Source organism: Rhodococcus sp. RS1C4 (genome assembly GCF_002258225.1).
GTDB classification, from domain to species: domain Bacteria; phylum Actinomycetota; class Actinomycetes; order Mycobacteriales; family Mycobacteriaceae; genus Rhodococcoides; species Rhodococcoides fascians_E.
Window position 1 is genome coordinate 103,070 of record NZ_NOXZ01000011.1, and the last position, 14,502, is coordinate 117,571.

Here is a 14,502-nt window from a genome sequence, read left to right on the forward strand (position 1 = left end):
CGTGTCCGACGAACTCCTCTACGAGGTCCGAGAGCATGTTGCGTATCTGACCTTGAACCGCCCGAAAGTCCTCAACGCCATTTCTGCCGACGTCGACGAGCAGTTGGCCGGTAGGTGGGACGAAATCGACAACGACCCCGATATTTGGGCTGCCGTGCTCGGAGCAACCGGCGAACGAGCATTCTGCGCAGGTGCCGACATCAGCGGCGGTACCGCGGCGAGCCCATCCCGGCGTGCGCTGGGAGGCGGTCTGACCGGTATCGGTGGACCGCTTCGAGTACTGAACAAGCCCCTGATTGCGACTGTCCAGGGCTACGTCCTCGGCGGCGGGTTCGAGCTTGCCATGTGCGCCGACATCATCGTCGCTGCAGACAACACACAATTCGGCCTTCCGGAGGTCAAAGCCGGAATAATCGGCGAATCCGGCGTCGTGCATCGGGCAATTCGCCATCTCCCGCATCGTATCGCCATGGCGTTGATCCTCACCGGCGATCGGATGGGGGCGCAAGACGCCCTGACGTACGGTTTGGTCAACGAAGTGGTCCCGTTCGAGGACCTTGACGCGGCCGGTGTGAGATGGGCGAAGAAGCTCACCACCGCGTCGCCGTTGGCTCAACAGGCAGCCAAACACGCCGTCCTCTCCCGAGCCTCGTACCCGTTGGAAGTGGCACTGTCGACCAAGTTCGAACTGATCGAGGCCTACGCCGCATCGTCCGACGTCCTCGAAGGCCGGAAAGCGTTCGAGGAGAGGCGTAAGCCGCAGTGGGCGGGTAAGTGACGCCGTGAGCCGCTCGCAGCCACAGCGCGAGCGAGGCCGGTCAGCGGTGGCCTCTCGCAGAGGAATTTGCCGAACCTATACTGACTGAACTATCCGAGAAGCGACGGTCACGAAGGCGAGGCAGGGCTGTGGCGAAGTCACCAGTCAGCGGAATTGCAAAACGACGAAAGAGCGCGCTGACCGAAAATTCGGCCGACTATTCCGCAAAGCGAGCTGGGCTTCTCCGGGTCGCTGCAGAAGTCTTTCGCGAAAAGGGCTATGCCGCCGCGACATTGAACGACGTTGCGGCGGCATTCGGCACCGACCGGGCATCGCTCTACTACTATGTCGGCAGCAAAGAAGAACTGTTCCAGGAGTGCATCACAAGCACCGTGGTGACCAACTTGTCACGAGCTGACGAGATCGTGGCCAAGAAGCTACGACCGCGGGAAACGCTAGAAGCTTTGATTACAATGCTGCTTGCATCTCAGGTGGAGCACTACCCCTACATGTACGTCTACATGCAGGAGGACTGGGGTCGCGTGTCATCGCTCGACTCCAAGTGGGCCCAGGAGATGGTGGACAACACCCACAAGATCGAGAAGTATTTCTTGGACGCCATCGCCCTAGGGGTTGCAGATGGTACGTTCAGACCCGATCTGTCGAACACATTGATAGCAAACAGTATTTTCGGCATGACGCAGTGGACGCATAGGTGGTTCGTGCCCGGCCAGAGTCGTTACTCGGCAGAGGATCTTTCACGCGTGTTCTCGGCTATATTCTTCGACGGAATCATGGCAGAAGGTGCAGCCGAGGACTGATGAAGCAGCGAGTGCGCGATAGTCCGTTCACCCGAGATCGGGTATGTCCGCGGCCGTACCCGAGAACCTCGGCTCTCGTTTTTCCAGGAATGCGGCAACCCCTTCCTTTCCGTCACCCACCGAGGCGTGCCACATCGCCAGACTGTCCCGTCGATGCGCCTCCAGGGGATGTGCTGATCCGACACCGGAATAGATCAGTCGACGAGACAGTGCAATGGCTGAAGACGAACGCCCGACGACGAATTTTCGGGCCAGCTCGATTGCCGCAGAGAGCAATTCCTCGGGAGCATGCACCGACCTGAGGAGCCGACCCGCCAGTGCCTGTTCGGCATCGAGAATATCTGCCGAGTAAACCCATTCGAGCGCTGTTTGCAGGCCGACAATTCTCGGCAGGAAATACGAAGACGTGGCTTCGGGAACGATGCCGAGACGGCCGAACACGAAGCCAATCTTTGCATCGGTCGACGCCATGCGAATGTCCATCGCAAGAGTCATCGTCGCGCCGATACCGACCGCCGCACCGTTGATCGCAGCAATGACGGGCTTGTCGCAGGAATGGATGGCCAGTGTGACTTTTCCGCCGGTGTCCCGAACACCGGACTGAAACGGCTCTTCGGCCAACCGCTCGCGCATGTCGGACACCGTCGGACTCAGCGTCTCGTCCAACCCGAAGACATTTCCTTCTACAGCTAGGTCCATGCCCGCACAGAACGCGCGACCGGCACCGGTCACCACGACCGCGCGCACCGCTGGGTCGATGCGCACCTGCTGGAATGCGCGTTCCAATTCCCCGGCCATCGTCACCGAGAATGCATTGAGATACTCAGGCCGCGACAGGGTAAGAACAAGAATACCGACTTCGTCGACGGACCAATCGAGCGTCTGGAATTTCATTGCTCTCCTCTATTACAGATCACCTCATAAAGCCAATGTGACAGCTGTCCGACATTGCCGATGGCAACCACACCCCGTACCTGTCAACTGATCACACGCCGGCTCTCGCTCGCCAGGCAACGCGAAAATGCCTCCACGGCATCGACAGTCATCGTCGCACCTCCACATCCGACTGTCAACAGTAGCGTTGCCGGGCGGCAATACCTCGCCCTTTGTCCACACACTTTCGCCCGCTTGGCCGATAGCCGGTATCTATAAGCGTGATTCAAGATCGGTAATGGATGCAAGGACCTCAGAGCGAATTACCAGTTGTGCATCGATGTGACACATGCAACACTATCGATGTTGCTGAGTCGGCAATCAGGCAGCATTCGATGCGTCACCCAGGCAGCCGTCACGGCACGCGCTTCTGGACTGTTTCACATGCGGGGGCATTCCTTGCTCTTCACGGCACCTGCCGTCTCCACCATTTTTTCGTCTCCGGTGTTTCTCTCCGGACCCATTTTACGAAAGAAGCCTCTGTGAAAATCAAATGGATCGCGCCTATCGTCGGCCTACTTTTGTTGCCCACCGCGTGCGACTCCCAGGCAGCGTCCGAGGACCGGACCTCGACGCAGGACTTGACGTCCTTTCAAACGGTCGTCGACGACGCGATGGCACCGGTGACCGACTGGGCAGGCCCGACCGAAACACCGACACCACCGACCGACATCTCGATAGCAGTAGTGGTCTGTTCCGGGTCCGTATCGGGGTGTGTGCGGCAGGCAGACGGGGTCACACAAGCCGGTGAAGCCCTGGGGTGGACAGTTACTCGGTTCGACGGCAAGGGCGATCCGGTCGGACAGAACCAAGCGATGACCCAAGCTATCAATAGTGGCGTCGACGCCATCATCCTCGCCGCGACAGATCCCGTTCCGCTCAGTGGCGCAATCGAACTCGCTGCTTCTCGGGGAATTCCGGTCGGAGCCGCAGGTCTCGGCATTGCCGCGACCGATGGCGTGTTGTTCGACGTCGCTCCGGACTACACGCTGTGGGGTGACCAGCTCGGATCGTGGATTGTCACGGACTCCGGTGGTACGGCGAACTTCTTGCCGACCGTCGACCGAGAGTTTCCGAGTTCACCGGCGATCGCCGATGCGATGGTCACAGCAGTAGACCGCTGTGACGAGTGCGTAGTCCAAGACACGCAACAGTTCGTCGTGACCGACATCGGGAATGGTCTCGGCCAGCGAATTGCCAGCGCACTGCAGGCAGAGCCGAGCGTCGACTACGTCAGCGGAGCGTTCGACTCGGCCGCAGCCGACATGGTGCCCGCAATGGGTAACTCGGGTCTCTCCGATCGGGTGACACTCGTGTCTTGCGTCGGCGCACCGCAGAACCTCGGGTTCATTCGCGACGGCAACATCCAGGCCGCCGATGTCGTTCAGGACGACGTCTTCCTCGGTTACGGTGCTGTGGATCAGATGATTCGGGTCCTGTCGGGTCAGCCCCTCTGGGAGTCACCCGGTGTCACCGACGATCGTTTGCGATACAGCCAGGGCGCGCCCTCGCGCCTACTGACGATCGACAATGTCGGCGAAATCACCGACCAGTACTGGGTCGCCGAGAACGGCTATGTCGACCGCTACCTCGAACTGTGGGGTGTCGCGCCGTGACGACCCCCGTGCGATTGGCCGTACGAAACCTCACTGTCTCCTATGGTCAACACGAGGTAGTACACGGCATCGACTTCGATGTGGAGCGCGGTTCGATCGTGTCTCTGCTCGGCGCGAACGGATCGGGTAAATCCACTACGGTCAAGGCACTGACCGGCGTCAATCCGCTGCATTCGAAGTCGCAGATCACGTTCAACGACAGCCCGATTCGCGCGAAAGACCTCACACCGGTCGCCGCACGGAAAATCGGCATCAGGGTTGTTCATCAAGAGTCTCCACTCATCGCAAACATGACGGTCGCCGAGATGACCGCGCTGCACACGGGGTTTCCCCTCGTCGGCGCAACGTTTGTACAGAGGAGGGCATTGGCGCGGAAGACCGAAGACATACTCCGCGAGTTCGACGTCGCGGTCCATCCGAACACGCTCTGCGCGGACTTGACGGCTGGCGAACGGGCACTGGTTTCTCTCGTGATTTCGATGGCCGGGATCTCTCCCGAACGCGCACTATTGGTACTGGACGAAACGACTGCTCCGTTGTCCACTCGCGAGGCCGCGCGGTTGCTCGACCGAGTCAGAGGCGTCGCAGACCGGGGATTGTCAGTCTTGATGGTCACCCATCGCCTGCCCGAGGTACGGGAATACAGCGACAGGACAATCGTGCTCCGAGACGGCCGGGTTGTCGGCAACATCGGTGCCGACGAATTCTGCGAGGCCGACGTAATCCACGCGATGGTCGGCGGCGCGGGCCACAGCGCCTCTTCGCACAACCGCGACCGCAATCGCGGTCGTACCGATCGTCCCGCGCTAGTCGTGGAGAATCTGTCCGGAAACGTCAGCCGCGAGCTGTCCGTGACAGTGGGCACCGGAGAAATCTTGGGTGTGACGGGGCGATCGGGCGAAGGAGCCTCCGAGCTGTTGCGTCTCATAGGCGGGATCGAGTCCACACAGGCGGGAACAGCAAAGATCGACGGCAATGACGCGCCGATTTCCGGTGCACGGGACGCCATCAGAGCCGGGATTTTCTACCTTTCTCTCGATCGACTCAACGAGGGCGGGATCGCGCTGATGCCGGTGCACGACAACGTCGTACTCCCCCGGGTGGAAAGATACGGTGCCAATCGGCGCCGAGCCGCGTCCGATGTCGACCGGATGATTCGCGAACTCGACATCCGTCCGGCCGACCCAACCGTTCCGTACGCAAGCCTGAGCGGTGGCAACCAGCAGAAGGTACTCCTTGCCAGGTGGCTCCTTTTGGAGCCGCGGATATTGCTTCTCGACGATCCCGCGGTGGGCGTCGACCCAAATACTCGCGAGATCATTTTCGACACCTTGCGCGAACTGGCCGGCCGCGGGACCACCGTCATCATCCGCTCGAGTGAGCCGGAACATCTCGTTCGTCTGTGCGACCGCGTCATTGTCGTCAACGGCGGGCGCATCGTCGAAGAACTCACTGATCTCAATCTGGAGGACATCAGTCGTGCAACCTACGCATAGTGACAACGCCGTGGCGGAGAAATCCGAGGACGCGGCCGTTCACACCCCCGGCTCGGGGTCGCCGCGAACCTCGAAAGTCGCAACGCTGTTTCAGAACCACAGCATCTTGGCCCTGATCATCGGACTCACAGCGTTGTTCTCGATTCTGCTTCCCAGGACCTTTCCCACCACTGCCAATCTGCAGGGGCTCGCGTTGGGCCAGGCCGTGAGTGCACTTCTGGCGCTGTCGGTTCTGCTGGTTCTCGTCGTCGGTGAATTCGATCTGTCCGTCGGATACACTTTGGGCCTGTCAGCGGTACTCACGGCGAAGCTCGCCGGTGAGTCAGGGCTTCCGGTGCCGTTGACCGTGACGATCGCATTGCTCGCAGGTGCATTCGTCGGATTGGCTTCTGGACTGCTGGTGGCTCGCTTGCGCGTCGTCTCGCTCATTGCGACGCTGGGCGTCGGGTTGGCTGTCAGCGGAGTCACGGTGGGAGTCAGTGGGGGAATGACACTCTCACAGAACATTCCCTCCGTTTTCCGGACCTTTGTTCAGACAGAAATACTCGGAGTTGGTTCTGCAGTGTGGATTGTCGCGCTTATCGCACTGGTAATGTACATAATTTTGACGAAGACACCCTTTGGCAGCAAGGTTTACGCGGTTGGCGGTTCCGAGCAAGTCGCTCGCATGGTCGGTATCCGCGTTCGAGTGATCAAGTGCGTGATGTTCAGTGCAGCAGGTGCATTGGCAGCCCTCGCCGGAATCATGCAGCTAGGATTGGCGGGCGCAGCGAACCCCAGTTTCGGCGCGAACCTGCTCCTACCTGCCTTCGCGGCAACATTCCTGGGTGCCACCACCGTTCGTCCCGGATTCTTCAATGTCGCTGGAACTATGTTGGCCGTCGTTCTTCTGGCCGTCGGATTCTCCGGACTGAGCCTGCTCGGGGCGCCGTTCTGGTTCCAACCGGTTTTCCAAGGTGCAGCACTGGTAGTTGGTGTTGTTCTGTCACAGTCCATTTCGAAGTCCGGACGCAAGTCTCGATCCAAACAGCCTTCATAGGTTCAGACCGACGCGTAGCGGGTCTCCCATGGGCGCGGCCGCCGGCCGTGTTCGCGTCCGGGAGACCCGTCGCGCAGGTGTAGTCCAGCGTCAGGCCCGAGCGAAAGAGACCGTTATGAAAGTCGGCACCCTCGACATCGTGCCAATCATCGATGGCACCGCACACGAACCGATCGGTAACGCGGTCACCCATCCCGACGGCAAAATCTGGGATTGCGTCGAGCATCCCACCGACGAGAACGGTCGCATCCGTCTGGACATCGGCTCGTTCCTGATTCGAATTAGAGACCGTGTCGTCCTGATCGACGCAGGCGGTGGCGTTCACTCCGGCGCGGACACTACAACTGGGGGCATGCTCGACAATCTTCGAGACGCTGGAGTCGAACCGTCCGACGTGACGGACGTCTGTTTCACGCACATGCACTGGGATCACATCGGCTGGTCTACCGTCGACGGTAGAATCACATTCCCAAATGCGACCTTTCGCCTGCACCAGGACGATTGGACGTACTTCATGACCGGTGCGACTTCGGACCCCCGTATACGCGAAATCATCGCACCCATCGAGGATCACGTCGAACCTTTCTCCGTCGAACACGAGATCATTCCCGGCCTGATCGCCAGGCCGGCACCGGGGCATACACCGGGCAGCACCGTTTACATCATTCACGACGGCAAAGAACGTGCTCTTCTCCTCGGCGACACCCTCCACACTGTCGGCGAACTCACCGAGCCCGAATGGATCGGAATGTGGGATGTCGACCCCATCGCAGCGGGAATCATGCGCAACCGCATCGCCGACGAGCTCGCCTCCACCGGAGATCCATTCGCTCCCGCACATTTTCCTGGACTCGCATTCGGCCGCCTGGCCACACTCGACGGACTCCGTCGATTCACCTGGGCGCAATGAGCAGCACCGGACTATCGAGTATCAGAACTGACCATCGACCGATCCGTGAACTCGTGCGACGGTGAGTTAGGTGGGTGAGGCCGTGGTACCGCGCTCAGCCCCAATCCAGCGAGACATATGTGGGCGCGGGACGTCGAACTGTAACTGGATTCCCAAATCTATGGCTCTCCGCCGGCAGCTGACCGCACCGACAGCCCAGGGTGCCCTGTCAGGGTATTCCAATTCTCCGGCCGGTCGTCATACGGTGGAAAGCGAAGCTGGCATAAGCGGACGTGCTTCTCGTCGCGGGCGCGTTCGCGTGCACGAGATGGCATGTCGGCAGGCTCACCCGTGCAGATCGTGCCCGTGCGAGGCGACGCGGCGGATCACCCTTGACGAGACCTTCGGAGGATTTATGCGTACCGTCCGGTTCGGATCGACGGATACCAAGGTGTCCAACATCGTGGCTGGCATGATGCGGATTGCTGGTAGCACCGATGAGGAGATCCGGCAGCTCTACAAGACAGCTCGCGAAGCAGGGATCGACTTCTTCGACCACGCTGATCTTTATGGGTTCAACCACCCCGGCGGTGGTCCGCACCTGTGCGAGCGCCGGTTCGCCGAGGCTTTACAGCTGAGCCCGTCGGAGCGGGAGCACATCATTTTGCAAACCAAGACCAGCATCGTCGCCGATCCGTGGGGTTACGACCAGTCGTTCGAGCACATCGTGACCTCGGCTGAAAAATCCCTGAAGGCTTTAGGCACCGACTACCTCGACGTGTTGCTGTTGCACCGTCCCGACGCACTCGTGGAGCCGGAGGAGGTTGCCCGTGCGTTCGATCACTTGGAATCCACCGGGAAGGTTCGCGCGTTCGGAGTCTCCAACCACACACCACGGCAAATCGACCTGCTCGAGACTGCGGTAACGCAGCGACTCGTCGCAAACCAGGTGCAGCTGTCTTTGACGCACTCCACAATCATTGCTCAGGGCCTGTCTGCGAATATGGCCGGGCAAGCGGACTCTGTGACCCGTGACGGCGGCGGCATCGTCGACTACTGCCGGATCAAAAAAATCACCCTTCAGGCGTGGTCACCGTTCCAAAAGGGCTTTCAAGATGGTGTGTTCCTCGGCTCCGAGGACTACCCCGAGCTGAACATCGAACTCGTCCGGCTCGCAGAGAAGTACGGTGTCACCCCGATTGCGATCGCGACCGCCTGGATCACCCGCCATCCCGCCGGGATCCAGGTCGTCCTTGGAACGACCACGCCGAAACGGGTGTCCGACGCCGCGGCGGGGTCGGACATCGCGCTGACCCGCGGAGAGTGGTACGGACTGATTCAGGCTGCCGGCCACAACGTGCCCTGAACACCCAGCGTGAACCCCCAGTCCGAGCAGCCACGGGCACCTGTGGTCATCTCACTCGGATAAAGCCGGTGCGCAGGTCCACCCCCGAAACACGAAAGGTCGACCATGTCAGTCACTTTCGACTTCACCAACAAAAGCGTATTCATCACCGGGGCCGGCAGCGGCATCGGTCGAGCCACGGCGGAAGCCTTCGCGGCCGCGGGTGCCGACGTCGCCGTCACCGACACCACAGAAAAGCCTCTACAGGAGACCGCTGAGCTCGTCGAAGCGTACGGCCGGCGCGTGCACATCGCCATCTGCGATGTCACCGACGGCAAGAATGTCGAGGACGCGGTGAAGTCCGCGGTCGAAGCTCTAGGTCCGATCGACATCGGGGTGAACAATGCCGGCATCGAACAGCCGCCCAAGCCCCTTGCCGAGATCAGCGATGAGGAATGGGACCGTCTCATTGCGGTCGACCTGCGCGGGGTGTTCGTCTCGATGAAGCACGAAATCCTCGCCATGACAGAACGAGGCGGCTCGATCGTCAACATCTCCTCAGGTGCCGGGGTCATCGGCATCAAAGGCCAGTCCGCCTACGCAGCTGCGAAGCACGGCATCCTCGGTATGACAAAATCAGCGGCCCTCGATTACGCCACGCAAGGCATCCAGATCAACGCGATCTGCCCCGGAATCATCGAGACGCCGATGATGGGCCGGTTCTCCGGTGACACACCGGAGGGGCGAGCGCGGGTCATCGCCCAGGAGCCGATCGGGCGCATGGGCTCCCCCGAAGAGATCGCCTCAGCCGTCCTGTGGCTCTGCTCAGATCTCGGGGGATTCACGATCGGCCATTCCCTGGTCGTGGACGGTGGCCAGACCATCGGCATCAGCTAGCACCAGAATCCGCCGGTCGGTCCGACTGTGAACTGCTACAAGGTGTGGCTTGCCAGTCACGCATCGACCTCGCCCGTTCAGAAGGAGTAACCCATGAAGAACGTCGTCATCATCGGAGCGAACGGCCGGTCTGCACGAGAGATCATCTCTCGCCTGGCCCAGCAGAAAGACGTTGCCCTCACGCTGTTCCTGCGCCGGCCGCATCGCCTCGACGGCATCGCGACGGACACCATGACGCTGGTGGAAGGTGACGCACACGACCGGGACGCGCTCCGTGCGGCGATGATCGACCAGGACATCGTGATCGTCGCCCTCGGCGGCGAAGACCTTGATACCACCACGGCCGCAGTGGTCGACGCTGCGGAGGAGGCCGGCGTTCGAAGAATCGTCACTATCAACGCGGGAGGCATCTACGACGAGCTGCCGGAGCCCTTCAACACCTGGGACTACCAGCGTGCCGGGGCGACCCGCCCCAGGAACCGGAAGTCCGCGGATGTCGTCGAGCAGTCATCGCTGGCCCACACCATCCTCCGCCCGGTCTGGCTGACGGACGAGACGGTGACGGATGTTGAACTCACCCGAAAAGGCGAAATCTACAATGGCACGGAGACCTCGCGCGCGAGCCTCGGAAAGTTCATCGCGGGCATCGTCGCCGAACCCGATTCCCACGTCGGCGAGAACCTGGGAATTACGCAGCCGGGCACGGACGGGGACAGGCCGACGGCGTACCGCTGACTCCTGACTCCCATTGCTCGGCTCCGATCGTCTCGTGTCGCAGCGTGGACTGCGAGCGGTGGTCTGCCGCGATATCGGACGGATGAAGCAGTATGCATGCGGGCAGTACCAATCCGCATGGGCAGTGATTCTCGCACCGTTACCACCGGCAAGCTCACGCAGTCGACTACGCGTGAGCTTGCCGGGCCCCAGCAGCTGAGCTGCGAGCAGATAACGTGCAAGCCACACCACGTGGAGCGCGTCTTGCGGAGCAATCCCAACGAACCTCGTTGTGAAGCAGTGAATTTGATGCCCACTTCCCCATCCAACTACCAGGCTGTGGCCAACGACTAGGGTGTGAACAATCTACAGCCGCGAAGATTCTCTGATAACCCGGCCTCAATTGGCCTTGCAGCGTACCGCTTCCAATTACTCACAACTGCCGCGCACTGTACGAATGACTCGGTCTCCGCCACTCTCGAGACTTTCGACGCGGCTGGCCGCCGCAAACGCGAAGTCCGCGGGTAGGACGGTGCCTGCCCGCGGACGTCACGGGATCTATCGCAAGTTCGTCTCGAAGAACGTCGCGAGCTGGTCGAAGGGGATCAGGTCGGTGCGATCGTAGAGGTCCACATGTCCGGCTCCGGGAATGACTGTCAGCGTCTTGGGCTCCGATGCACGCTGGTAGGCGTCCTCGCTGAATTCACGCGAATGAGCCTGATCACCGGTGATGAACAGCATCGGTCGCGGCGAGATCGTCTCAATGTCGTTGAACGGGTAGAAGTTCATGAACTTCGTCATACTGCTCAGCGACGGCTGGGTGTTGGTGTCGGGGCTGTAGCCGCGCTCGGTCCGGTAGAAGTCGTAGAACTCCCGGTCGATATCGGTCGAGTCCTCGGTCAACTGTTCGGGTGTTCCACCGCCGTGGACAACCTCACCGCCGGCGAATTCGGCGTCGCGCTGCTCGGCCGCCATGGCGATCATCTGCTGACGCTGCTCGGGGGTCACGGCGTTCCGCAGGCCGTTACGGGCCGCTGCGCCCATGTCGTACATGCTGACGGTCGCGACAGCCCTGATTCGAGGATCGAGCTTGGCGGCACTGATGACGAAGCTGCCGCTGCCGCAGACGCCGATCGCGCCGATGCGCTGATCGTCGACGAAGGACTGCGAGCGGAGGAAGTCGACACCGGCGCTGAAATCTTCCGAGAAGACCTCCGGTGCGACGATCTCGCGTGGTTCGCCTTCGCTTTCACCCCAGTAGGACAGGTCGAGCGTGAGGGCGACGAAGCCTTCTTCGGCCATACGGGTCGCGTAGAGGTTAGCGCTCTGTTCGCGTACGGCGCCCATCGGGTGGCCGACCACCATGGCGGGATTGCCGACGTTGCGGTCGATGTCGTTGGGTATGAACAGCGTTCCCGCGACCTCCATCTGGAACTGGTTGCGGAACGTGACCTGCTGAACCTCGACGCGGTCACTGGTGTAGAAGTTGTCGGCACCACGGGAGAGGTCGCCGGTCCCGTCGGGGGTGGTTCCCGACGCGATTGTCGGCGACGCAGTGGACGACGCAGACTCCTGTTGCTCGGCACCGCCGCATGCCGCGGTGGCCAGCAGTCCGATGGTCGCGACGCCTGCGCCCGCGATCTGCCTGATGTTGCGTCGTCTGGCGGATCGAGAAGTCAGGTGGGACTGGTTGAACCAAAATTTCATGGAAAAGATTTCACATCCTCGATCAAGTGGGGGTCTTCCTGGCGAGAAGCCGTGGCCGGGATGATTGGTTCCCGGTCGAACGGCCGAGTCGCGTTCAACCAGATAACCGCCTCGCGCCCGCGAGAGGGAGTCCCTGATGTGAGGTGTACTGGGAGGGCATCCCGTTTGCCCCAATTGTCACCTACTGTCGAGCCATGCCGCGAGGAGATCGGCTCTCGGGCCTTCGACTCGTAGGCATGAAATGGGTTCGGCACAAGACCGGAATCGGTGGCCCGAAGCCGGACAGTGCACTGATACCGCCCGACGGTTCGGATACCAGCGGCTTCCATTGGCACTGCCCGCACATCCAACGCGATCTACTCACGGGAGCAACACAATGGAACAAGCATCGCCGACGTCTCGGCTGACCGCAGTCTCAAGCCTCCGATGAGGACCACGTACCGCGCTGCCGCCTACGCCGCCGCATCCATCGTCGCCCTCACCCTCTCCTCGTGCGCATCGCCGCCAGCCGAGGACGCACCCGCACCCAGCGGATCTACTGGGTCAGTCGAGGCACCTGCGTCGTCGGACTTCGGTGAAGCCTCGATCGTGACAGATGGCTTGGAGACACCATGGGCCGTAGCCTTCTTCGAGACCAGCATGCTGATAAGCGAACGCGACACCGGACACATCATCGAACTCGGTGACGATGGCAGCCGAAACACTGCAGGAACGGTGGATGTGGCCCCTGCGGGCGAAGCCGGGCTGTTGGGACTCGAAGTCCACGAGGGTGACCTCTACACCTATTCCACGGACACTGATGGAAATCGAATCGACCGATTCGACCTACTCGGCGCACCCGGTTCTCTCACCTTGGGTGAGCGAACCACTGTGCTCGACGGCATCCCGGCGGCCAGCTATCACGACGGCGGCCGGTTGGCATTCGGGCCAGACGGCATGTTGTACGCCACAACCGGGGACGCCGGCCAACGCGACCGCGCACAAGACCTTTCCTCGCTTGCTGGAAAGATCCTCAGAATCACTCCCGAAGGGGCGGTGCCACTGGACAATCCCTTCCCGGATTCGTTCGTGTACAGCTTCGGTCACCGCAACCCTCAAGGCATTGCTTGGGATGCAAACGGCGTGATGTACGCAAGCGAATTCGGTGCCAACACGTGGGACGAGCTGAACGTCATCGAGCCCGGAAGCAATTACGGGTGGCCACAGATCGAAGGCATCGGGGATACCGACGGATTCGTCGACCCCATCCACCAGTGGGCCACGAGTGAGGCAAGTCCGAGTGGCATCGCTATCAATGGTTCCACCCTGTTCATGGCGAATCTCAGAGGCGAACGACTGACCGAGGTGAACCTCGACGACCCCGACTCGGCCGTCGATCGATTCGTTGGAACATACGGACGACTGCGAGACGTCACCGTCGCCCCCGACGGCTCATTGTTGATACTGACCAACAACACCGATGGGCGAGGTAACCCAACGGCCGGTGACGACAGGCTTCTCCGCTTCGACATTCGATAATGTGAAGCTGCGCACGGATGCCGCCGGGTCGGGTTGGACCCAAGGAAATGCCTCGATCCGCAAACGTCGACTGAGGACGGAATATGGACAACGACAACCGGCGCGATTTACCACCCAGACCTGACCCCGACATGCCCACCGTTGTGCTCTTCGTCGCGCTGGTAGTTCTGCTGGGGGTGCTTACTTATCTGGACGCGCGCGGTACGTGAAATGACAGTATTTCTCGATAAATATAACCATGGCACCCCGGCTTCGGGCTCGAAATCTCGGCCACCGACGGCCTCCGAAAATGCATTCCATAGTCCGCGGATCAACATGCCTTCCTACAGTTGGACCGTGGGGCGTCAACCCTTGCGTCCCGGCCGCGATCAGCCGAAACTCGTATCAGCTGTCCCAAATGCAATCGACGTCATCGACCACATGCATCGAGATCTTTGTCACTTGCACTCGCATTCGAGCACGCAGCGGCGGAACGAATTTCGCGAATCCTGCCCCAGCGCTGAGCGACAAATCGGCAAGATTGCAACTCTCCTTCGGTCAAAACATCTGAGTGCGAACACTTTTGGTGATTTCGGTCGCGAACGCGTGAGGCGAACTCGAATCTCGGGCACTCCTGCCACAATCCGCACCGGACGCCGGTTTTCTCGATCGACGCAGGTGGGGTTCCCTGTCCGTGCCTTCTACACATGCTTCGTAGCCAATAGTGTCGAAGACGGATCAGGCCACGTCGTTTCCGGTCCTGAGGGGCAAATCGGTATCGCGCACCCAGG

Annotated in this window: 14 protein-coding genes; 12 read left to right on the forward strand and 2 right to left on the reverse strand. The window is 60.9% G+C overall.

The window, feature by feature from the left end; all coding sequences use genetic code 11:
• Position 1 precedes the first annotated feature (1 nt).
• Entirely contained in the window at positions 2–778 is a 777-nt protein-coding gene (locus tag CH289_RS04050; RefSeq protein WP_094727328.1) for an enoyl-CoA hydratase-related protein, read from the forward strand.
• A gap of 128 nt (positions 779–906) precedes the next feature.
• Positions 907–1,578, forward strand: a complete 672-nt coding sequence (locus CH289_RS04055) for a TetR/AcrR family transcriptional regulator (RefSeq protein ID WP_179276714.1) — start codon at positions 907–909, stop codon at positions 1,576–1,578.
• Between the two features lie 27 nt (positions 1,579–1,605).
• Here the strand turns inward: CH289_RS04055 and CH289_RS04060 are convergent, their stop codons facing one another.
• Positions 1,606–2,472 (reverse strand): crotonase/enoyl-CoA hydratase family protein, encoded by an 867-nt coding sequence (locus CH289_RS04060; RefSeq protein WP_094727330.1) that lies wholly within the window; start codon positions 2,470–2,472, stop codon positions 1,606–1,608.
• Positions 2,473–2,993: 521 nt separating this feature from the next.
• On the opposite strand from CH289_RS04060, the gene CH289_RS04065 reads away from it, so the two are divergent.
• The 7 genes from CH289_RS04065 (at position 2,994) to CH289_RS04095 (ending at position 10,528) form a co-directional block, all read left to right on the forward strand.
• On the forward strand, positions 2,994–4,127 hold the full coding sequence (locus CH289_RS04065; RefSeq protein WP_179276715.1) for a sugar ABC transporter substrate-binding protein: 1,134 nt from the start codon (positions 2,994–2,996) through the stop codon (positions 4,125–4,127).
• Positions 4,124–5,623: an ATP-binding cassette domain-containing protein gene (locus tag CH289_RS04070; protein ID WP_179276716.1), complete on the forward strand. Its 1,500-nt coding sequence runs from the start codon at positions 4,124–4,126 to the stop codon at positions 5,621–5,623. The genes CH289_RS04065 and CH289_RS04070 overlap by 4 nt, the downstream gene beginning before the upstream one ends.
• A 10-nt stretch (positions 5,624–5,633) precedes the next feature.
• Complete coding sequence (locus CH289_RS04075) at positions 5,634–6,662, forward strand: ABC transporter permease (protein ID WP_218828442.1); 1,029 nt, start codon at positions 5,634–5,636, stop codon at positions 6,660–6,662.
• 139 nt (positions 6,663–6,801) lie between these two features.
• A complete protein-coding gene (locus CH289_RS04080) occupies positions 6,802–7,572 on the forward strand; it encodes an MBL fold metallo-hydrolase (RefSeq protein ID WP_218828443.1) in 771 nt (256 codons plus the stop codon).
• A 394-nt stretch (positions 7,573–7,966) separates the two neighbouring features.
• Positions 7,967–8,917 (forward strand): aldo/keto reductase, encoded by a 951-nt coding sequence (locus CH289_RS04085; RefSeq protein ID WP_094727335.1) that lies wholly within the window; start codon positions 7,967–7,969, stop codon positions 8,915–8,917.
• 105 nt (positions 8,918–9,022) lie between these two features.
• Positions 9,023–9,793, forward strand: coding sequence for an SDR family NAD(P)-dependent oxidoreductase (locus CH289_RS04090; RefSeq protein ID WP_094727336.1), 771 nt, complete (start codon positions 9,023–9,025; stop codon positions 9,791–9,793).
• A gap of 93 nt (positions 9,794–9,886) precedes the next feature.
• Entirely contained in the window at positions 9,887–10,528 is a 642-nt protein-coding gene (locus CH289_RS04095) for an NAD(P)H-binding protein (protein WP_094727337.1), read from the forward strand.
• Positions 10,529–11,065: 537 nt separating this feature from the next.
• Here CH289_RS04095 and CH289_RS04100 read toward each other — a convergent pair.
• A complete protein-coding gene (locus tag CH289_RS04100; protein ID WP_094727338.1) occupies positions 11,066–12,214 on the reverse strand; it encodes an alpha/beta hydrolase in 1,149 nt (382 codons plus the stop codon).
• Positions 12,215–12,408: 194 nt separating this feature from the next.
• Here CH289_RS04100 and CH289_RS27935 point away from each other — a divergent pair, with 194 nt between their 5' ends.
• From CH289_RS27935 to CH289_RS28635, 3 genes are all read left to right on the forward strand, one after another.
• Positions 12,409–12,621 carry a hypothetical protein gene (locus CH289_RS27935; RefSeq protein WP_143545036.1) on the forward strand — a complete coding sequence of 71 codons (213 nt, stop codon included), beginning with the start codon at positions 12,409–12,411 and terminating at the stop codon, positions 12,619–12,621.
• A gap of 19 nt (positions 12,622–12,640) precedes the next feature.
• On the forward strand, positions 12,641–13,732 hold the full coding sequence (locus tag CH289_RS04105) for a PQQ-dependent sugar dehydrogenase (RefSeq protein WP_094727339.1): 1,092 nt from the start codon (positions 12,641–12,643) through the stop codon (positions 13,730–13,732).
• 83 nt (positions 13,733–13,815) lie between these two features.
• The gene (locus CH289_RS28635; RefSeq protein WP_256977003.1) at positions 13,816–13,941 is read left to right on the forward strand and encodes a hypothetical protein; all 126 of its coding nucleotides are present in this window, start codon (positions 13,816–13,818) and stop codon (positions 13,939–13,941) included.
• Positions 13,942–14,502: the final 561 nt, after the last annotated feature.

Excerpts from the sequence above, each read along its gene's own strand:
- CH289_RS04060 (WP_094727330.1), bottom strand. The coding sequence starts at position 2,472 with ATGAAATTCCAGACGCTCGATTGGTCCGTCGACGAAGTCGGTATTCTT.
- CH289_RS04085 (WP_094727335.1), top strand. The coding sequence starts at position 7,967 with ATGCGTACCGTCCGGTTCGGATCGACGGATACCAAGGTGTCCAACATC.
- CH289_RS04090 (WP_094727336.1), top strand. The coding sequence starts at position 9,023 with ATGTCAGTCACTTTCGACTTCACCAACAAAAGCGTATTCATCACCGGG.
- CH289_RS04095 (WP_094727337.1), top strand. The coding sequence starts at position 9,887 with ATGAAGAACGTCGTCATCATCGGAGCGAACGGCCGGTCTGCACGAGAG.
- CH289_RS04100 (WP_094727338.1), bottom strand. The coding sequence starts at position 12,214 with ATGAAATTTTGGTTCAACCAGTCCCACCTGACTTCTCGATCCGCCAGA.
- CH289_RS27935 (WP_143545036.1), top strand. The coding sequence starts at position 12,409 with ATGCCGCGAGGAGATCGGCTCTCGGGCCTTCGACTCGTAGGCATGAAA.
- CH289_RS04105 (WP_094727339.1), top strand. The coding sequence starts at position 12,641 with ATGAGGACCACGTACCGCGCTGCCGCCTACGCCGCCGCATCCATCGTC.
- CH289_RS28635 (WP_256977003.1), top strand. The coding sequence starts at position 13,816 with ATGGACAACGACAACCGGCGCGATTTACCACCCAGACCTGACCCCGAC.